Annotated in this window: 16 protein-coding genes and 2 pseudogenes; 9 read left to right on the forward strand and 9 right to left on the reverse strand. The window is 64.2% G+C overall.

What is annotated here, in order from left to right:
• Window positions 1-165: 165 nt before the first annotated feature.
• The 3 genes from tbsP to ACRYA2_RS11060 form a co-directional block, all read right to left on the reverse strand.
• Window positions 166-987, reverse strand: coding sequence for a transcriptional regulator TbsP (gene tbsP / locus ACRYA2_RS11050; protein WP_433627722.1), 822 nt, complete (start codon window positions 985-987; stop codon window positions 166-168).
• Between the two features lie 737 nt (window positions 988-1,724).
• Window positions 1,725-3,605 (reverse strand): amylo-alpha-1,6-glucosidase, encoded by a 1,881-nt coding sequence (locus ACRYA2_RS11055; RefSeq protein ID WP_433627725.1) that lies wholly within the window; start codon window positions 3,603-3,605, stop codon window positions 1,725-1,727.
• Window positions 3,605-4,705, reverse strand: coding sequence for a TrmB family transcriptional regulator (locus ACRYA2_RS11060; RefSeq protein WP_433627728.1), 1,101 nt, complete (start codon window positions 4,703-4,705; stop codon window positions 3,605-3,607). Before ACRYA2_RS11060 ends, ACRYA2_RS11055 begins: the two co-directional genes overlap by 1 nt.
• A 152-nt stretch (window positions 4,706-4,857) precedes the next feature.
• On the opposite strand from ACRYA2_RS11060, the gene ACRYA2_RS11065 reads away from it, so the two are divergent.
• From ACRYA2_RS11065 to ACRYA2_RS11090, 6 genes are read left to right on the forward strand one after another with little or no spacing between them, the layout of a single operon-like run.
• Complete coding sequence (locus tag ACRYA2_RS11065; protein ID WP_433627731.1) at window positions 4,858-6,186, forward strand: ABC transporter substrate-binding protein; 1,329 nt, start codon at window positions 4,858-4,860, stop codon at window positions 6,184-6,186.
• Window positions 6,187-6,210: 24 nt separating this feature from the next.
• Window positions 6,211-7,119, forward strand: coding sequence for a carbohydrate ABC transporter permease (locus ACRYA2_RS11070; RefSeq protein WP_433627733.1), 909 nt, complete (start codon window positions 6,211-6,213; stop codon window positions 7,117-7,119).
• A gap of 2 nt (window positions 7,120-7,121) precedes the next feature.
• Window positions 7,122-8,042, forward strand: coding sequence for a carbohydrate ABC transporter permease (locus ACRYA2_RS11075; RefSeq protein ID WP_433627735.1), 921 nt, complete (start codon window positions 7,122-7,124; stop codon window positions 8,040-8,042).
• A 1-nt stretch (window position 8,043) separates the two neighbouring features.
• Window positions 8,044-9,186, forward strand: coding sequence for an ABC transporter ATP-binding protein (locus ACRYA2_RS11080; protein ID WP_433627738.1), 1,143 nt, complete (start codon window positions 8,044-8,046; stop codon window positions 9,184-9,186).
• A complete protein-coding gene (locus ACRYA2_RS11085; protein WP_433627740.1) occupies window positions 9,179-10,324 on the forward strand; it encodes an ABC transporter ATP-binding protein in 1,146 nt (381 codons plus the stop codon). Before ACRYA2_RS11080 ends, ACRYA2_RS11085 begins: the two co-directional genes overlap by 8 nt.
• A gap of 14 nt (window positions 10,325-10,338) precedes the next feature.
• Window positions 10,339-11,688 (forward strand): glucoamylase, encoded by a 1,350-nt coding sequence (locus ACRYA2_RS11090; protein WP_433627743.1) that lies wholly within the window; start codon window positions 10,339-10,341, stop codon window positions 11,686-11,688.
• 51 nt (window positions 11,689-11,739) lie between these two features.
• Here ACRYA2_RS11090 and ACRYA2_RS11095 read toward each other — a convergent pair whose 3' ends face one another.
• The 6 genes and pseudogenes from ACRYA2_RS11095 to ACRYA2_RS11120 all read right to left on the reverse strand — a co-directional run bounded on the left by ACRYA2_RS11095 (window position 11,740) and on the right by ACRYA2_RS11120 (window position 18,258).
• Complete coding sequence (locus ACRYA2_RS11095) at window positions 11,740-12,936, reverse strand: AGE family epimerase/isomerase (protein WP_433627746.1); 1,197 nt, start codon at window positions 12,934-12,936, stop codon at window positions 11,740-11,742.
• Window positions 12,937-13,105: 169 nt separating this feature from the next.
• Window positions 13,106-13,951: an ABC transporter permease gene (locus ACRYA2_RS11100; protein WP_433627749.1), complete on the reverse strand. Its 846-nt coding sequence runs from the start codon at window positions 13,949-13,951 to the stop codon at window positions 13,106-13,108.
• A complete protein-coding gene (locus tag ACRYA2_RS11105; protein WP_433627753.1) occupies window positions 13,948-14,934 on the reverse strand; it encodes an ABC transporter ATP-binding protein in 987 nt (328 codons plus the stop codon). Before ACRYA2_RS11105 ends, ACRYA2_RS11100 begins: the two co-directional genes overlap by 4 nt.
• A 217-nt stretch (window positions 14,935-15,151) precedes the next feature.
• Complete coding sequence (locus ACRYA2_RS11110; RefSeq protein ID WP_433627756.1) at window positions 15,152-15,850, reverse strand: type 1 glutamine amidotransferase domain-containing protein; 699 nt, start codon at window positions 15,848-15,850, stop codon at window positions 15,152-15,154.
• Window positions 15,851-16,074: 224 nt separating this feature from the next.
• Complete coding sequence (locus ACRYA2_RS11115) at window positions 16,075-16,860, reverse strand: YihY/virulence factor BrkB family protein (RefSeq protein ID WP_433627759.1); 786 nt, start codon at window positions 16,858-16,860, stop codon at window positions 16,075-16,077.
• A 201-nt stretch (window positions 16,861-17,061) separates the two neighbouring features.
• Window positions 17,062-18,258: pseudogene (locus tag ACRYA2_RS11120) on the reverse strand (permease).
• A 165-nt stretch (window positions 18,259-18,423) separates the two neighbouring features.
• Between ACRYA2_RS11120 and ACRYA2_RS11125 the strand changes: the two are divergent.
• The 3 genes and pseudogenes from ACRYA2_RS11125 to ACRYA2_RS11135 form a co-directional block, all read left to right on the forward strand.
• Window positions 18,424-19,128 (forward strand): DUF2270 domain-containing protein, encoded by a 705-nt coding sequence (locus ACRYA2_RS11125; RefSeq protein WP_433627761.1) that lies wholly within the window; start codon window positions 18,424-18,426, stop codon window positions 19,126-19,128.
• Between the two features lie 140 nt (window positions 19,129-19,268).
• Window positions 19,269-19,562 carry a hypothetical protein gene (locus tag ACRYA2_RS11130; protein ID WP_433627764.1) on the forward strand — a complete coding sequence of 98 codons (294 nt, stop codon included), beginning with the start codon at window positions 19,269-19,271 and terminating at the stop codon, window positions 19,560-19,562.
• A 36-nt stretch (window positions 19,563-19,598) separates the two neighbouring features.
• Window positions 19,599-20,221, forward strand: a pseudogene (locus ACRYA2_RS11135) (RNA-guided endonuclease InsQ/TnpB family protein); the annotation flags it as partial.

Here is a 20,221-nt window from a genome sequence, read left to right on the forward strand (position 1 = left end):
ATCACGGTAGCGACCACCGACGCCGTCGACTCGTTTTGCCGCTTTCACACGGTCCGGTCCACGCTGGTCGCCAACGGTAGTCCTCACGGGGTCGTGTCCAACGGCAACGTCCCGGAGAGAACGACCTCCAGTCGCCGTTCGACGGCTGCTCCGATTCGGACGGGCCTACGCTTCCAGTTGGGTTCGCACTTCCGAGAGCATCTCGTCGATGCCCGCGTCCTGGAGTTGTTCGTCCGCGAAGCGTAGCCTGAGACGCGGGCGTCCGACCTCGATGGGGACCTTTTCGGTGTCGATGATCCCGTTGTCCTCCAGTCTCGTCTTCGTGCGCGAGAACGTCGCCTTGCTCGCGAGGCTGACGTCTTCGCCCCACTTGCTGATGTCGTAGAGCAACACCTCGTTTCTCGCAGCAACGAGCAAGCAAATGGTCACCTCGTCGAGGTCACTGTCGCTGTCTACGGTCTCGACTGCGTCGAGAATCTGGTCGAAATCGTCGGCCGCGTCCTCCCCGATGTCTTCCCGCATCGTCTCCCGAACCTGTGACAGCGGAGGCGTCCGGAGCGTGACTTCGTCGGCGTTCTCCCACTCCTCCGAGAACACCGTTCGCATTCGCTCAACCAGTTCCGGGTCGTCCGACTGGAACCCCGTCACGTCTCCCTCCACCTCGACGAGCGGTATGGCCTGGTCCGCCGTGATCAGCAGCGAACTCCGGGCGACGTCTTCCGTCGACCGTGGCGACAGCCGCCCGTCGGCCATCAGGTCGGCAGCGTGGCCCGCGGTGACGAAGTCGTCGAAGATGTCCTTCGGCGTCTGCTCGTCCGTGAGCACGCGCAGTTCGGAGAGATCTCCCTCGAACTCTATGGCGGCCGTAATCAGACCATTGAACTCGGTCCGTGATGGATTAACCACGAGGATCGGCTCGGTTGTTGTCTCGAAGAGATTGTGAAAGAGGTCGACGATGTCGTGGTCAAGCAATTCGGCGGATGGCATAATGGGACTTGGTGGCGGTATATACTTTGTTGTTCACCGATTGCTCCTAAGAATTCCCGGCTTAATGCGCGCGAAGACTCCGATCGCGGCTAGCCGAATGTCCCACAACGGCGATTGACTATAAATACCCCTTCCCGCGTTGCGAACGAGCACTTCGACGGGCGTTCTCGGTCCCGAATATGGTTTCTCTCGCGATGGCGACGAGCGGTCGGGCCTCCGAAAGCACGGTGACCGCTCCCCGTCTCTCTGCGCCGAAACTACCGCTCGTAAATGACTAGGAAATAACGGACGAGACTCGACGCCGATACGGGAGGAAACTTCGACTCCGGGCCAAGCGACGAGTGCGTACCTCGGGGGAAATCCATGACCTCCGGTGAACGTGACGCGACCGGTCGCGTTCGCCCACGGGTGTCAGAGCGGTCGCCGCAGTCCGCGAAACGTGTCCGTCGCGGAATCGCTCCGGTCCCGGAAGTCTGTACGCACTGCTTCGACCTCCCTGCAGGAGAGAATCGGACGCGAGGAAGTGGGTTCGACGTTCCGCCCCCGACCGATTGATTGCAGTCACCGAGCGGCTCGGAACTGACGACGTGACAAACGGTCCTACGCCGGGAGGCTTCGGCTCCAGCACGGGAGGAGGCCGCGTTTCGAGCCGCGTCGCGCTTCAAGTCGCGGCGAGAAGCGACTTCGATATCGCGACTGTCCGTTCCGACGTTGGGACCTCCGTACGGTAACCCAGATTAGGGGGGCGAGCGGTCAGGGTGAGCCTGGAGGAATCCGAAGACGCTACCGGCGCTCCAGGCCGCGGGTTCGCAGGCGTCGGGGTGTCTCAGGGTCGTCGGACCGTCGTCGACTCCGTCGGTACCCGGGACGAGTTCCGGAAAGCCGAACCTGTCGTGTCGCCCCCGCTCGTAACTGTGTCGCAGCGCCGCGAGTCCTCTCTCGGCGACCGTTTCGGCGGCGTCGTCGAAGCCCCGTTCCGCAAATCCCATCGCGGCGATGCTGTTGTCGTGCGGCCAGACGCTGCCGCGGTGATAGGAGAGCGGGTCGAAAGCGTCGTGGGACGCGGCGAAGGTCCGGAGACCCGCGGAAGCGAGAACGTCCTCGTCCGTGAGGCGGTCGACCGCGCTCGCTACCCGGTCCCTGGAGCCGAGTCCGCCCCAGAGAGCGTGCGCCTGGTTGGACGCGACGCTGTCGATAACGCCTGCCTCGTCGACGCCCAGCGCGTAGCAGCCCTCGTCGGGGAGCCAGAATCGATCCTCGAATGACGCCGAAAGCCGCCGTGCGACGGTGACGCACTCGTCGGCGAGCGCCTCGTCGCCGTACCGACGTGCGAGCGGCGCGAATCGGGTGAGCGCTCGGTGGACATACCCCTGTACCTCCGCAAGGCGAACGGTCCCCGTCGCCGGGGTGCCGTCGGGTCGGGCGAGTGCTTCGGCGCTGTCTTTCCAGCCGAGATGGGCTAGACCATACGGATGGTCGTGGGGTTCGTACGCAAGAAATCCGCATTCGTCGAGCGACCCGAGCGTCCACTCGATGGCTGCTCTGGCGGCATCGAAGAGGTCGCCTGCCAGCGACTCGTCGCCGGTCGCGTCGACGGTGTCGGCGTACAGCGAGGCGAAAAGCGGCGTCGCATCGACCGTCCCGTAGTAGGGCCGGCGAATCGATTCGCCGGCGTCGACGAGGTCACCGCGCCGGTGTTCGTGGAGTATCCGGCCCGGTGCTTCCAGCGTGGCGTCGTCCCGAGTCTGCCCCTGTTCGGCGGCGAGATAGCGGAGCGTCCGCTCCGCTACGTTCGCGTCGAACGGGAGCAATTGATAGCTGACGACGAGCGAATCGCGTCCGAAGGGGGCGAGAAAGCGCGGGGCGCCGGCACCGGGAACGCCGCTCGGAAGCATCAGGGCGTCGAGCGTCCGTCGCGCCGCCGCGAGGAGTCGTTCGTCACCGGTCGTGGGGAGGTCGGGCGAGACGTCCGGAGCGGTTCGTTCACCGTCGGAGAGGGAGACGTCGATGACGGCCTCGGCGCGACCGGCGCTCGCTAGTTCGACGGACGAGGTGATGAGACCCCCGTTCTCCGTCAGCGACGCCGAGGTTTCGTCGTTCGGAGCAATCGTCACCGCACGGCGCGCGTCGTCACGACCGTCTGCGGTGAAACGCAGTGACCCCCGGTCGACGGTTCGGTCGACGGTGGGGGCGGGTATCTCCCGGGGGGAGAAGAACGACGGGACTTCGAAGACGTGAGAGAAGTCCGGTACGACGGTGATGGAGACGTCGGCTGTGCTTGGTGTCGGGGTGTTGTTCTGCACCGACACCGTGAGGCGGACGCCGTCGCTCGCGATTCGGAACTGTTTGGTTAGCGTCCACGCGCGGGCGTCTCCTCGCCCGGGCCCCCGAGCGTCGCTCGCGAGCGTCGTGGTGATGGCGTCGCCGTCGAGTTCCCGGCCGAGCACGTCCCACTTGACGTCGTCACCGGTTCGCAGTTCTACGTCGACGCCGTCCAGAAGGCGGTGGTCGGCGCTGTAAATGCCGCAATACCCGTTCGAGCGTGCGACGTCCCCGAACTCGTCGACGACGACCTGTCGGCCGCCGGCCGTCGCGAGTGCGCATTCGTCCGGTAGCATCACCCGGCGTCCTCCCCGTACTGGACGGATTCGATGTGTATGCGGCGAGCCTCGATGGTTTCGAGGGTGGCACCCCACCCACCGATAGTGTACTCGTCACCGTCGTCGGTTTCCAGCACGATGGCGGCTCTGCCGGCCAGATTCGACAGCGTCGGAACGACGGTAGACTCGTCGGTCGGTCCGTTCGCGTAAATCACGTCCTCGATGGTGCCGGTGATTTCTCGTTCGTTACCTCGGCCGATTGTCTGACCTTCGATGGTGGCCGTAATCACATCTCCGTCGGAGAGGACGGGGAGTATGTCTCGGATACACTCGCGAACGTCGACGTACACGGCCGGGAGCGTCGTGGAGCGCGCCGAGAAGATGGTCGGCCATGACTCCCAGAGGGCGGCTTGGAAGTACCAGTGAAGGACGTACGTGAGTTCTTTGTCCTCGAAGATGACGCCGTACTGGTCGACGGGCTCGGTGTGGGGGGCGAAGCACGTCACGTCGCGGTCGACGATGAGAACGAACGGGGCAGGGAGGTTTCGGTGTCTGGCCTCGGTGACGGCACCGGTGAGTTCGTCGTCGTCCGGAGGAGACGACGGACGCTCCGGAGAGGTGTTGAACGAGACGGTGACGATGATGTCGTCCTCGTAGGCCTCGCGGAGGAGCGGTTCAAGTCGACCGAACTGGTCGGGCGTGAGAGAAAGGTCGACGTGGTTTTCGGCGTCCCGTATGGCGGCCTTTGCTCGCTCGAAGACGGTGTCGAAACGTTTGACGAAGCTCACGCGATGCCCGTCGATGCCGGCCTGCTCCCACCGCTCCTGAATCTCTTCCGCCGTCCGTTCGAGCGTCCGGGCTTTCGACTGTAGCTTTTCGAAGACATCGGTCGGCTCTCGGGCGCGGGCGTGGAGAGAGTCCTGTTCGTACGTCTCGGCGTATCCCTTCTCTTCGAGGTCGCGGAGGATGTCGTACACCCGCGACCGGGGGACGTCGCCCTTCTCGGCGAGTTCGGTCGCCGGTGCGCTTCCCATGTTGAGGAGGGCGACGTACGTGCTGATCTCGTACTCCGTGAGTCCTGCTTCTTCGAGTCCGTCCCTGAGATCGCCTGGTGTCATCGTTTTCCCACGTCTGTCGCGACTTCTGTTTTGTATTTCGCCGGGTCCGAGTTTCTCAATGAAAGTTTAATATGTATAGTGTTCACTCTATTAGCAACAACATGGGATAGCTTTATATATCTTTGTTGTCCACGTGGACGTGACGCACTCCCATGAACGGTGGCACCAAACAGACCACGAATCGGCGGCGGCTACTCACTACACTCGGCGGTGGCACGGCGGCGCTACTCGCCGGCTGTCTCGGCAGCGGTGGCCAGCAGTCGAATGGCGGCAGTACGAATGTCAAATTCTGGACGACGCAGACCGAAAACGAACGGCTGAAGGTCATCAGGGACCTCGTCGGAAGCTTCGAGAAGAATCACGATCCGACGGTTAAGATGACGTCGGTCAAGGAGAGCGACCTCCCGTCGCAGATTTCCTCGGCGCGCGCTTCCAGCACGCTTCCCTCGATCGGCGGGTTCGGCCTCGGACAAATGCAGAAACTCGGATCCGGCGGTCTCCTGTCCAAGAAAGCGGCGAAGAACGTCATATCGGCCGTGGGCGAAGACAAGTTCTACGACGGAGCGCTTTCGCTCACGCAGGCACCCGACGGCGGCCACTTCGCGGTCCCGTTCCACGGGTGGCTCCAGGGCTTCTGGTACTCTAAGAGCGTCTGGGAGGAACACGGACTTGACGCCCCGAACTCCTGGGACAGCATCCTCGCCGCGGCCAAGGCGCTCCACAAGCCCGACAGCAACCAGTACGGCATCGTCGTCGGGACGAAGAAGACGCCGTTCGCTCGCCAGTGCTTCACGCCGTTTGCGCGATCCAACGGCGCCCGGGTGTTCAACGAGAACGGCGACATCGTCTTCGACAGCGACGAAATGGTCGAAGCGCTCGACTTCTACTCGAAACTCGCCCAGTACACCCCGCCTGGAAAGGACACGTGGAAGACGGCCAATAACACGTATCTCAACGACCAGTGCCAATTCGTCCAGTACTCCACCTACTTGATGGGCGACATCACGAAGGAGGGCGAGAAGATGGTCAAAGACACGGCGTTCACGCCGTCCATCGAGAAGCAGCGCAAGAGTTCATTCGGCCAGATAGTCACGCTCAGCATGCTCTCGTCTGCCGGCAAGAAGGAGCGAAAGGCGTCACAGGAGTTCGCCGAATACCTGATGACCGGCAAGCAGTACCTGAAGTGGCTCCACATGGCTCCCGGCGGCATGAATCCCGTGCTCAAGCCGACCGCACAGAACGACGCCTACAAGGACAACGAGACGTTGAAGGCGTGGGGGAACACGGTTGAGGACATCTCTGCCGGGTTCGCCAACATCGAGCGGTTCGGTTACGTCAACGGCAAGTCGTTCCCGAAACTCGGCGACCTCACGAGCCAGTACCTCATCGCCGAAGCCGTCTCACGCGTGTCGGGCGGTGAGGACCCCGAGAAGGTCGCGACGCAACAGGCGGAAAAGATGCGGGAAGCCGTTAAAGAGTGACCCTCTAGCGGTCGCCCACTCATCATGTCTGTCACAAACTCGCTACGTCCGTTAGTCGACCGCGACGAGCTAACGCTGGAGCAGAAGGAGGCGCTGCTCGGATACGCGCTCATCGCACCGGCGCTCCTCCTCGTGGTCGCCGTCATCCTTTATCCAGTGGCCTACAACGTCTATCTGAGCTTCACCGAGATTCCACTCGACCCGGCCGAGGCTCCGGAGTGGGTCGGACTCCAGCATTACTCCACCCTGTTGTCCAGTTCTCAATTCTGGGCCGCGTTCAAGAACACCGTCGTGTTCACGTTCTTCAGCGACGTTCTGGCGACATTGGGTGGCCTCGGGGCGGCTCTCCTCTTCAACAAGAAGTTCCGTGGCCGTCGACTCGCCCGCGGACTGATGTTGTTACCGTACGTCGCTCCGTTGATCGCGGTTGCGTACATCTGGCAGCTGCTGCTGGACCCGCTCTACGGCGTCGTCCCGTGGCTGTTCAGCGACGTGCTTCACCTGTACGGCGGCAACATCGACCTCCTCAACAGTTCGAAAACGGCGCTGGGGATGGTAATCGCGTTCGACGCATGGCGCTACTTCCCGTTCGCGTTCCTGATGCTGATTGCTCGAGTGCAGTCGATTCCGCAGGACATGTACGAAGCCGCGAAAATCGACGGTGCCGGGAAGCTCGCGCAGTTCAAGGACATCACGCTGCCCGAACTGAAGTACGTCCTGGCGACGGTGTTCCTGCTGCGTTGGATTTGGAACTTCAACAAGTTCGCCGACATCTGGCTGCTCACCCGGAAGGTCAACACGCTACCGCTGTACGCGTACCAGACCGCCTTCTCGAACTACCAGATGGGCCAGGCGGCGGCAATTTCGATGGTCCTGTTCCTGGCGCTGATGGGCTTCGTACTGGTGTACGTCAGCACCGTGCTGGAGTGGTGAACATGATAGGAACGATACTTCAGGCGACATCGGACACGGCACGGACGACCGTCGACGGATTCCGTGCGGCGTTCCGGACGAACCGCATCGAAGGCAACCGATGGGAGCGCGCGGTATTCTACGTGAGTCTCGCGCTCACGTTGGTCGTCTCGCTGTTCCCGTTCTACTGGATGGCGGTCACGAGCGTCATGCCGGAGGGAGCCATCTACTCGCTTCCGCCGACGTTCGTCCCCGAAGAAATAACGCTGCGACACTACGAAAGCGTCTTCAGTCCGCAGACGTTCCCGTTCGTCACGTACTTCAAGAACAGCCTCGTCATCGCGACCATCACGGCCGGGCTATCGGTGCTCGTCGCGACGTTCGGCGCGTACAGCTTCGCGCGACTGGACTACCCCGGGCACGGACTGTTCTCGCGGGGCGTCCTGATGGTGTACATGTTCTCGGGCATCCTGCTGGTCGTCCCGCTGTTCCAAGTCGTCGTCTGGCTCGGGCTCGTCGACTCCCTGAAGAGCCTGGTCATCACGTACCTCGTCCAGACGTTGCCGGTGTCGCTGTACATGCTCGGTAACTACTTCCGGAGCGTCCCGCCCGAGATCGAGGAGGCGGCGATGATGGACGGCTATTCGCGGCTCGAAGTCATATTCCGCATCACGCTGCCGCTGTCGGCGCCGGCTATCGTCGCCGTGTTCATCTACACGTTCATGATATCGTGGAACGAGTACCTGTTCGCGAGCATCTTCCTCAAATCGCAGTCGAACTTCACCCTTCCCATCGGACTGGACGCCCTCTCGTCGGGCTTCCACCAGGTGTGGGGGCAGATAATGGCCGCATCGCTCATGACCAGCATTCCGATAATCATCATGTTCGTCTACCTCGAGAAGTACATGGTCGAGGGACTGACATTCGGCGCGGTGGAGGGATAGCATGACGGTAGGCAACCCGACGACGGACTCCGCCGAACTCGGCGGCGCCGGCGAGCGGATACATTTGGAAAACGTCCGCAAGGAATTCGGTGAACTCGTCGCCGTCAACGACCTGTCGCTGCGGATTCGCGAGGGGGAATTCCTCGTCCTCCTCGGTCCGTCCGGTTGCGGAAAGACGACGACGTTGCGCATGATTGCTGGACTGGAGACGCCGACCGGCGGCGAGATATCCATCGGTGACGAGACGGTGACGCGGACGCTCCCGCAGGAGCGAGAGCTCTCGATGGTGTTCCAGTCGTACGCTCTCTACCCGCACAAGACGGTTCGCGAGAACCTCGCGTTCCCGCTCGGGAAGATGGATCTCGACGACGACGAGCGAGAAACCCGGATTCGGCGCGTCGCGGAAACCTTGGAAATCGCCGGCCTGCTCGACAAGGACCCCGGCCAACTCTCCGGCGGACAACGCCAGCGGGTCGCGCTCGGTCGAACCATCATCCGCGAACCGCGCGCGTTCCTCATGGACGAACCCCTCTCGAATCTCGACGCCCGACTCCGCGTTCAAACGCGGGCGGAACTGCGGGCGCTCCAGCAGGACCTCGGAACGACGACGGTGTACGTCACTCACGACCAAGAGGAGGCGATGAGCCTCGCCGACCGCATCGCCGTCATGAAGGACGGCGAACTCCAGCAGGTCGGACCGCCCGAGGACGTCTACGAACAACCGACCAACGAGTTCGTCGCCGGCTTCATAGGCGAACCGGCGATGAACTTCTTCGCGCTGACGGCCGACGACCGGCCGACGCTCTTCCCGGACGACCCCGTCCCGCTGGGGACGTCGCTTCCGGAGGCCGCCGAAACGGTGGGTGTCCGGCCCGAACACGTCCACCTCGCGAGCGAGGTCGACGGGGAGACGCCGTCGACGATGCCGCCGTTCGAGTGCGGGGTCGACGTCGTCGAACCGCTCGGAAACGCCTACGAGGTCGAACTCGTACGCGGGACGACGACGTTCACCGCTCGCCAACGCTCGCTCCCGGACAACGTCGCGACGGACGCGACGGTCGACGTCGTCTTCGACACCGACGCCGTCCACGCGTTCGACGCGTCCGGCGCCGCGCTCCTCGAAGGGGGTGAGGTCGATGGCTGAACTCGACCTGAACGACGTCACGAAGGTGTACGACGACGCCCAGGGAACCGAGACGGCCGTCGATTCGCTTGACCTGACGGCTTCCGACGGCGAATTCGTCGTCCTGGTCGGTCCCTCCGGTTGCGGGAAGTCGACGACACTCCGGATGCTCGCGGGTCTCGAGACTGTGAGCGACGGAACCATCGAGATAGCGGGAAAGGAGGTCCAGCATCTCGCCCCGTCCGAGCGGGCCGTCGCGATGGTGTTCCAGTCGTACGCGCTCTACTCCCAGATGACCGCCCGCGAGAACATGGGGTACGGGCTGAAACACGCGGACGGACTTTCGAAGCGGGAGCGCCACGCCAAGGTCGAGGACATCGCCGAACTCCTCGACATCGCGCAATTGCTCAACGACACACCCGACGAGATGAGCGGCGGCCAGAAACAGCGGGTCGCGCTCGGACGCGCCATCGTCCGCGAACCGGACGTGTTCCTGCTCGACGAACCGCTGTCGAACCTCGACGCGAAACTGCGGGCGCGGATGCGGACGGAACTCCAGCGCATCCAGGAGGACCTGGGCGTGACGACGGTGTACGTCACGCACGACCAGACGGAGGCGATGACGATGGCCGACCGCATCGCGGTGATGGACGACGGCGTCCTCCAGCAGGTCGCCCCGCCCGAGAAGGCGTACGACCACCCGGTCAACGAGTTCGTCGCCACGTTCCTGGGCAGTCCCTCGATGAACGTGCTGGATGCGACGGTCGACGTCGCCGGTGACGACGCCAGATTCCGTCGAGACGGAACGACGTTCGCCGCAATGCCCGCCGACGCCGCTCCCGTTCGCGACGGCGAGACGGTTCGCCTCGGCGTCCGGCCCGAAGACATGCGGCTGGTGGCCGACGAACCGTCGTTCGAGGCCACCGTGTCGGTCGCCGAGTACCAGGGCAACGACAACTTCGTCCACCTATCGGCGGGCGACAGCGACCTCACCGCGCGAGTTCCGCCCGACGTGTATCCGAACCCGAACGACGTGGTCGACGTCTCCGTCGCCCCCGAGGACGTCTACCTCTTCGATTCGACGACCGGCGAATCGCTCAAGACTCGCGGTCTACAACCCACCGCCGACCGGCAGCGCGGTGCGGTTTCGACCGATTGACTCCACCGACAATGATGACGAACACAGAGAACGACGCTCGACGCTCACCCGACGAAGAACAGTCGCCCAACCAGTCGGCGGTCCCGGACGTGCGGTCGCCGCGGTTCCATCTCGCGGTCCTCGACGACCTCGTCTATCCAGCGGACGGTCCCGGGGCCGTGCCACTGGCCAGCTTTCCCGACAATCGCTACCCCTACGCGTACCCGCGAGACATCGCGTGTATCACCCGGGCGTGGCTCGCCGCGCTCCGCGCCGACGTCCGGCCTGAGCACTGCCGCGACGAAATCGTCGCTGCCGCCCGGTTCATGCTCGACGTACAGGACCTGAGCGGTCGCTGGCGACAACGCTACGCCCTCGACGGAACGGACGAGAGCATCTACGTTCAGGAGGACAACGTCGGGCACGGTCTTCGAATCCTCGCCCACGCCGTCGTCGCCCTCGACGAAACCGACGGGGTCGACGCGGCGTCCGACTCGTTCGTGGCCGATGCCGTCGAGGCCATCGACACCGCCGCCTCCCACGCACGTTCGGAGCTGTTCGACCCGAACGCGCACCTGATCGAGAGCACGACGAGCATCCACGAGGGCCGCATCGAATCCGGCTACACGCTGTGGGTGAACGCCGTCTTCGTCGCCGCACTCCGGCAGGCCAACGACGCTCTGACGAGGCTTCCGGTCGAAACCGAGGTCGAGGAAGAACGGATAGCCGACCTGCTGCGCTTGCTCGAAAGCGGCGTCGAGCGAGCGTTCACGAGTACGCCGCAGGTACCGCGGCGCTACTCCCCGGACGGAAACGTCGACACCCGGCCGGACGTGACGCTGTTCGCGCCGTACTACTTCGGCCTAGAGGACCTCTTCGGCGCGGCGGCCGTCGACGCCGCCGAACGCGCCGCGACAGCGCTCGAAGACCCGCGACTCGGCGGCCTCCAGCGGTTCATGGGATTCTACCGGGACTACGAAGTCCAGCAGCACGGCGGCAACGGTCCGTGGATGCAATACACGGCGTGGCACGCGCAGTTCCGGTACGACTGCGACGAACCGGAGCGCGGCGATGCCGTCCTCGACACTATCGAACGGTACGTCGACGAGGACGGGTACATTCCGGAGCACCTCACCACGCGAGCGCGGTTCGAATCGTTCATGGAGAACGAGTGGCACACACGACGGGACTTCGAGAAGGAGTTCGACGAAGCGGTGCTTCGCGACGTCCCCTTCGACCTCATCGTCGAGGAAGCCCGGAACATGCGCGACTCCTACCGGCGACTCGCCGACCGGGTCCGGGAGGACGACGTGGTCGGGTTCGCACGACCGCTCGCCTGGAGTCACGCCGAAGTGTTAACCGCGCTCCTCCGTCGCGAGGACTGACCGTTCGACGTCCGGGCGCTCGAGTCGTTCCGCTCGTTTCTCCGAACCGCCTCAGACGACGCGTTCGAGCACTTCGAAGCATGCGCTGAGCGGATGGTAGCCGACGGTCACCGCCGGGGACTGGTCGACGTCGGGGTGGACGGCGTTGTCCCGCGTGAGTTTGAAGAACCAGTTGCCGTACTTCTGGTTCACCACGTTGTCCCACGCGTACTCCCAGAACCGGTCGTACCACTCCCAGTAGCGGTCGTTCCCGGTTCGGTCGGCAAGCAGGGCGGCGGCCGCGATGCCCTCCGCGAGCTTCCAGTAGTACTTGTCCGTGACGATTGACTCCCCGTCGCGGTCGAAGTTGTAGTAGAACCCGCCGTACTCTTCGTCCCAGCCGTTCTCGACGGCGCTCTCGAAGAAGTGCTCGGCGCGTTCGACGAGCCACGACTCCTCGCGGTGCCGGTCGAGCATCAGCAGGAGTTTGCTCCACTCCAGCAGATGGCCGGGCTGGTAGCCCCACGGCCGGAACAGGTGGTCCGGTTCGTCGCGGTTGTACTCCCAGTCGAGGTCCCAGTCGTCCGTGTAATGCTCCCAGACGAGGCCGTCGCCCCGGTCGGCGAGCCGGCGGGCGAGAGCGTCGGCGATGGCGTACGCGCGGTCGAGATACCGCCGGTCGTCGGTCGCCTCGTACGCGGCGAGCATCGCCTCGCACATATGCATGTTCGCGTTCTGGCCGCGGTAGGCCGACGTCGGCTCCCAGTCGGCGTCGAGTTCGCTGCGACAGAGGTCGTGGTCGGGCTCCCAGAAGTGCTCGTCGACGAGGTCGTAGACGGCGTCGACTTCCTCGCGCGCACCCGGGAGGTCGGCCTTCGTCGCCGTCGCGAGCGCCAGCAGGACGAACGCGTGGCCGTAACAGGACCGCGTCGCGTCGGTCACGTCGCGGCCGTCGAGCAGCCACGCGAACCCACCGCTATCCTCGTCGCGGTGCTCGGACAGCAGGAACTGGAGTCCGTGCGTCGCCGCCGAGCGACACCAGTCGGGCCCGTCGAGGAGTTCGCCGACGCTGAAGTTGTACACGAGGCGGCACGTGGCGACGAGATGCTTCGTCCGACCGTCGTAGACGTGGCCGTCGTGGTCGCTCAACTGTGCGACGTACCCGCCGTGGGTGTGGTCGATGCAGTCCGGATAGTAGAAGTTCAGTAGCTGTCCGGCGTGCTGGCGAAGCCACCGCGCGTCACGGAACAGCGTCGGAGTGTCGTCCATCGATACTGAATATCGGTCGACGTGCCGAATAAACCTTGAGGGTCACACACGCGGGTACATTTAATTAGTAACTCCGAAGCGCGGTCGGACCGAACGACCGTGACGAGAACCGTCGGTCGCCTCGTTCGACCGGACCGGGATACGGCAGGGTCGTCTCTGCGAGAGACGGTCACCCGAGTTCGGAGACGCGGAACTTGAGGTAGCCGAGGAGGGGAGCGACGGTCGCCCAGCAGCCCAGTATCAGGACGTTGAACCAGGACTGTCTGGCGAGCCGGTCGCTCTCGTGGTGGAACGTCCCCAAAATCTGGTACTGGTCGAACACGCCCGCGTACACGACCTCGGTGGCCTGGAGGTACGCCGTCGCCGGGGAGAGCACGCTAACGAGTTCGCGCGTCGACTCCGAGAGCGTTATTCCCAGGGTCGAGGTGAGGGCGTCGATTACCGTGTCGAGGCTGATCACGGGGAGGAATCCGAACCAGAACGGGACGAGGACGAAGTACGCACCGATGACGGCGAACATCGCCCGCGACCGACTCGCGGTCGTCGCCGAGAGGCTGACGAAGATGCCAGTGACCGTCAGCGCGTACAGCGCCGAGACGGCGGCGAACTTGAGAAAACGAATCGGGTCGGCACCGTTCGTGAACGTCGCCGCGGCGATAACGAACCCGACGACGGTCGCTAGTACCACCGCAGACACGGCGACGACAGCGCGGGAGACGTACTTCCCGAGGAAGTACTCGGCGCGACTGTTCGGTAGCCCGAGCACGTACTTTATCGCCCCACCGCTGCGGTCGCCAGCGATGGAGAGATACGTCAACGAGGCGACGAACAGCGGAAACGCGAACCCGACGAGCGCGGAGACGTCGTAGAGCGTCCGGTAAGCGTCGTCGTAGATGCTGATTTCGGAGCCGAACACGAGCGCGACGAGCGCAGTGAACACGCCGACGACGCCGAGGACGACGCACGACCGGCGGACGTTCCGGAGGTCGTCTCGCGTGACGGTGTAGAAACTCATTCGGCATCACCCCCGGTGCCGACCGCGGCCCTCACGTTCGCCTCGGGCGATTCGGCGGTGGGCGCGTAGTCGGCCGCGCCGTCGTCGCCCGTGGTGTACCGTTCGAACAACGCTTCGAGGGACGCTTCCTCGATGGAGATGTCCGTGACGGTCGCGCGGTCGTCGATTCGGCGGAGCGCTCGCATCTTCGCCGTCGGTCTCGCACACGTCGCCCGGACCGTCCGCCCGTCGACGGTGACGTCGGTGACGGCCTCGACGTCGTCGAGCGAGATACCGGACGGCGAGCGTTCGACGGTGGCCTCGACGACCGACTCGGCGCCCAGTTCCGTGCGGAGGTTGTCGACGGTGTCGACGGTGACGAGTTTCCCGGCCTGCATGATGGCGACGCGGTCGCAGACCTTCTCGACCTCGTCGAGCACGTGCGAGGAGAAGAACACGGTCGCGCCGCGGTCGACCTCCTCCCGGACGATCTGGCGGAGGAGCTTGATACCTTTCGGGTCCAGTCCGGAGGAGGGTTCGTCGAGGACGAGCACGTCGGGGTCACCGACGAGCGCGACGCCGAGCGACATCCGCTGTTTCATCCCCTTCGAGTAGTCGCCCGCCGGTCGCCGGGCGTCGTCGGGGTCGAAACCGACGCGGTCGAGGATAGCGTCCGGGTCGTCGTCGGCGCCCTTCGTCTCGATGGCCGAGACGACGTGTTCGCGACCGGTGAGGTTCTCGTACACGTCGTACCCCTCCGGGAGCAGTCCGATTCGCTTCCGTATCGCCCGCGAGTTCGTGGTGACGTCGTGGCCAAGAATCGATGCCGTTCCCGACGACGGCTTCAGGAACCCGAGGAGCACGCTGATCGTCGTCGACTTCCCGGCACCGTTGGGACCGAGGAACCCGAAGACTTCCCCCTCCTCAACGCTCAACGAGAGGTCGTCGACGGCGACGAAGTCCCCGAATCGCCGTGTCAGTCCGTCAGTTTCGATCGCTACCATTGTCCGGAAACAAGTAGAACAACTGATAAAAGCTCGGCGAAATGCGTCTCGCGTTCCTCCGATTCCGGACGATTTCACTACTCTTGGAGAACTCTACGTGAGTCGCCCCGTTCGAAGACATCTCCGTCCCCCCGCAGTCGAGCAGACGGCCGGTTCCGTGGCGGTCGAGGGAACGACCCCTAACGCGACGGAAGGCCGGCGTCGACGATCGCCAGTATCAGGTAGAGGTCCGAACGCCGAGTTCCTCGAGGAGGGTCTCGGCCGCGGCACGGGACGACCGTGGCCCCCGCCCGGTGACGAGATCGCCGTCGACGCGAACGCTCACGTCCTGATCGACTTCGGCGTCCCAGTTGCCGCCGGCGGCCTCGACCTCGTCTTCCACCCAGTACGGAAGCTTCCTGCCGTCCGGGAGCAGGTCGTTCTCGTCGACGATGTCCGCTTCCCACTCGTTGGGGAAGCCGGTGACGTCGCGGCCGCTGGCGAGCGACTCTCCGTCGCTGTCCCGTGCGAACGCCAGAATTGCGAGGGTGTGACAGACGACGAGCGCCTTGCCGTCCTCCCCTTCGAGCGTCTCGCGGAGCAGCGAACGGGCGTGTCTGTCCTGGTTGACGTCCCACTCGACGCCGTGTCCGCCGGGGAAGACGACGGTGTCGTAGTCGTCGGCGTCGGCCTCCGCGATGGGAACCGGGTTGTTGAGCCGTTCGTCGGTCTCGTGGACCTCTTCGACCCTTTCGGCGGTCTCGGCGCCGACGAACGGGTTGTCGGGGTCAATCGACGTGTCGTCGATGACGGGCTTCGACCCCGTCGGCGTCGTGACGGTGACGTCGAAGCCGGCGTCGTCGAGCGTCGTCAGCGGCTCGACGCACTCTTCTCCCCAGTACCCTTCTTCACTTACGACGAAGAGAGCAGATGGCATGCATCCACCATTATTGCGCGACCCGGAAAAGACTGCTGGCGTCCGAACCGCGTGACAACCAGCTAGAAGGGGCTGTATCGCCGGATAGCGCTGCCCTCGTATCGAACGGTAGTTCCCCGGGAACGGATTACCGTTGCGACGTCGAGCGCGCTGGGGATGTAGTCCGGCCGTTTCGTCCGGAACGGTCGTCGCGTCGTCGCGCCAGAGGGGACGGTCGGGTGTCGTCACGCTCGGTCGGCCAGTACGGCGTTCGTGGCGACGCCGAACAGGAGGATGAGCATGCTCGAGTACAGCCAGACGAGCACCGAGATGACGATACCGAGCACGCCGTACGCTTCGAGCGTGACCGCGTAGGAACTGTACACCTGGAACAGGACGTGAAAGATCACCCACCCGATGGCCGCGCCGACGGTCCCCGGGAGGACCTCGCGGACCGACACCTCGACGTTCGGAAACACGTAGTAGAGCGGAAAGAAGGCGACCACGAGCACGACGACGAACAGCCCCACGTTCAACGCGCGGACGAGGGGGTCCCAGGGAAACGCCGCGATGACCGTGGCGGCGACGACCGCCGCGAGTAGCGCCAGCGTGACCGCGAGCGCGGCGATGCTGCCGTCTCTGACCTGCCCCCAGACCGATTCGTGCGTCGACGTGTCGTAGATCGTGGCGAAGGCGAGGTCGAGTCCGCGGAAGATTCGAAACAGGCTCCAAACCACGGCGCCGGCGCCGACGATCGCCACGTCGACGCGGTCCGATTTCCCCCTGAGCGTTTCGGCGAGCAACGTTCGCGCGCGTTCCGTGAGATACGGCCGGGTGAAATCGACGAGGTACGCCACGTTGGCGTCCCCTATCAGCGTGGAGAGGGCGACGAGTGCGAAAAGCAGGAGCGGCAACAGCAGCAGGAAACTGTGATACGCGAAGCTTCCCGCCAGAAAGGGAACGTAACTCCCGTTCGCCAGGCGAACGATGCGGCGAACGGTCGTCACCACGTCGTCGACTGACCGTGACACAGGGTGAAAACGACGGCGAGCATCATGAATGCCGCGAAGACGGCCGCCCCCGTTCGGCGACCGCGCCCTTTCACCGCCGGACGCGTCGGTCGGCACTCGCGCCTCCGCCGCCGTCTCCGGTCCGTCCCTCTCACCGCTCTCCGACGTTCCGCCGACCCCGTGGTCGAGTCGGCGGGACCGACGGCGAGCCCTCCCGTCCGTTCAGTCTGCGGGGTGGGCGTGTTCGCCGTGGCCGCCCTCGCCCTCCGTCGGCTCCGACCGGTGGAGCCAGTAGAGGAGAAGGAAGAACGCGGTCGCGAGCACGTTCAGCACCATCTTGTAGTTCATCTCGATCTTGACCTCCGCTATCTGGGCAGTCGACCGCGCCGGGATGAGTCCGACGCCGAGGAACAGGAAGTGGATGACGAAGCCGGTGAGAACCGCCGAGAGGAAGATCATCCCCGACAGGATCGCCGCGAACTTCGTCCCGTAGTACTCGCGGTAGGCGTCCATGATGGGCGGGACGATGAGGTCGGCGTAGATGTACGACAGCACAGAGCCGAACGGTAGGCCGTTCGTCCGGAGGACCGCTCCGAACGGGACGTTCCCGACCGAGCAGACGAACGTCGCGACGCCGATGACGGCACCGACGACGGCGGTCCAGAAGACGTACACCGGCAGTCCGAACGTCGGTTCCGCGAATATCGACGTCCAGACGTGTTCGGGGATGAATCCGGCGATGAGTCCGGCGAAGACGAACCCGATGGCGATCTCGTCCCAGAGCATCCCCCACTCCTTCCACTGCTTGTCGGCCAGCGCCTTCCACCCCGACAGCGACGTCGCCTGCTCGCGTATCGTCGTGTTGGCCTCCTCGGGGTCGAAGCTCTCTTTGCACGACTGCGAGCAGAAGTAGTACGTCCGGCCGTCGTGTTCGGTGGAGTAGTCGGCCTCTTCAGGGTTCACCTCCATGCCACAGACGGGATCCTGGACGGTCGGGGAGCCCTCTTCGCGGACGTTCTCTCGAGCCTGTTCGACAACCTCGTCCGGAACGAGGTAGACGACCCCGAGCGCCATCAGGCCGATGAGCACGACCCCGTCGACGATATCGGCGAGGAGGAACTGCCAGCCGAGCAGAATCCAGATGACTGCGCCGATTTCGATGACGAGGTTCGTCGACGCGAACATGAACGCGCCGATGGTCGCGGCTGCCGACCCGCCCTTCTTGAAGAGGTTCTTCGCGGTCGCGATGGCGCTGTACGAACACGACGAGGAGACGAACCCGAACAGCGACCCCTAGCCGATTTCGCGCGGGCCGTGCCTCTCCAGCAGGTCGGCGACCGCCTCGTTGGAGGTCCAGGCTTCCACACCGCCCGCGATGGCGAACCCGAGGACCAGCGCCCACCACGTTATCCACGCCATCGCCGCGGTCGTCGTCACGAACTGGCGCGTGTGGTACGATACGTCCACGACTCGCGTCCGTCGACGCCTCGACCCCGTATGCTCGCGACGGCGAGACACGAATCCAGTGCAGCAGAGCAGTACTCCCCCATTACGCTCTTTCCGTTCCGTGTCCTACCGTAAACGATGGCTCGTGACTCACCGGACGACGGCGATTCCACCGACACCAAGGACGAAGAACTCGGCCGGGGACTACTGGAGGAGAACATGGGGCCGAGTTCGGCGGCCGCGCATCTCTATCGGGGTGAAATCCACCGGATGCGGTTCTGGCGCGAACGGCTCGACCAGACGACGTACTGGGCTATCGTCATCATGAGCGCGATTCTGACGTGGACCTTCTCCAGTCGGGAGAACCCCCACTACATTCTGCTCCTGGGCATGGCGGCGCTGACGGCGTTCCTGTTCATCGAGGCCCGGCGCTATCGGGGCTACGACATCTGGCGCGGACGCGTCCGAACGCTCCAGAGGAACGTCTTCGCGTACGGACTCGACCCCTCCGCCGGCATCGAGGACCCCGACTGGCGCAGGGAACTGAGCCAGGATTACCGCACGCCGACGATAAAGATCACGATCGAGGAGTCGGTCGCCCATCGGCTTCGACGGGTCTACCTGCTGCTGTTCACGATCATGCTCGCCGCGTGGGTCGTCCGAATCGCGGCGTTCGCGGCGCAATCGTGGCCCGCCAGCGCCGCCATCGGGCAGATTCCCGGCCTTCTGGTGACCGTCGTCGTCGTCTTGTCCTACCTCGTCGCCGTGGTCGTCGCCCTGCGCCCCCGGTCGTGGCACTCCGAGGACGAACTCCACACCCAGTCCGTCGGCAAGCATCGGTGACGGACTCTTTCGAGCGATCGACGTCGACAGCCGCGTTCGCCTCGACGCCGTGACGCTCTCGACCGACGACGTGCGTCTCCTTCGGGCTGCTCCCCGAACGACGGAAACGATTTTTTCGCTCGGTGACCAGGATAATCGGGATGACTGGCGTCTACGACCTGACAGCGGAGGACACTCCGGCACTGACGGCCCTGTACGAAGAGTACGGATGGTGGGACGACCGCGAGGTCGACGCTGTCCGGGAGGCGCTGGCCGAGACGGAGGTCGCCGTCGGCGTCGAAGACGATGGCGAACTCGTGGCCGCGGCGCGGGTCCTCACCGACTTCACAGGCGGTACGAGGCGGATGCCACGGGGCTTGACCCCGTGGAGGAAGCCGACACTCGATGAAACTCACCACGCTCGATGGCAAGCCGACTCCCCACCTTACATGTAAATTTTTTTAGGAAACATCCGTAAATGTGAACCACGGATGGACGACGCGCCACGACGCACCGTGCCCATCAAACTCAACGTGCCCGAAGAGCGTCGTGGCGACCTCCATCAAACCAAAACCCAATTCCTCCACTGCGCCAACCGAACGAGCGAGTGGGCGTGGCGCTACGACGAACTCTGCATCACCAGCAAGAGCAAGGCCGAAGACGCCCTCTACGACGAGTTGCGCGAAGAAACCGACCTCACCGCCAACCTCGTTCAAAAAGGCATTCGCCGCGCTATCGAAGCCGTCACGAGCGGCGTTGAGAAGCTGAAACAGGGCGAAAAGACTAGTCAACCCGAGTTCGACTCGTGGAGCGTCGTGTACGACAAACGTTCTGCGTCGTTCAACGACGACCACGCCACGCTGTCCACTCCGAACGGCAGAGTCACCTGCGAATACGTCCTCCCACCCGAGGACAAACGCGAAGCCACGCCGTTCGGCAGGTACTACGAGAACGACGACTGGGATGCATTGAGTGCCACGCTCCAATACGACGAGCAGGACGACACGTTCTACCTGCACGTCACGCTGAAGAACCCCGACTACGAGGGTGACGCAAGCGGACGCCAAGAAGCCAGTCACGATGATGATGGTGCCGAGAACGGAGTGGTTCTCGG

This window comes from Halomicrococcus pelagicus, from assembly GCF_050954125.1.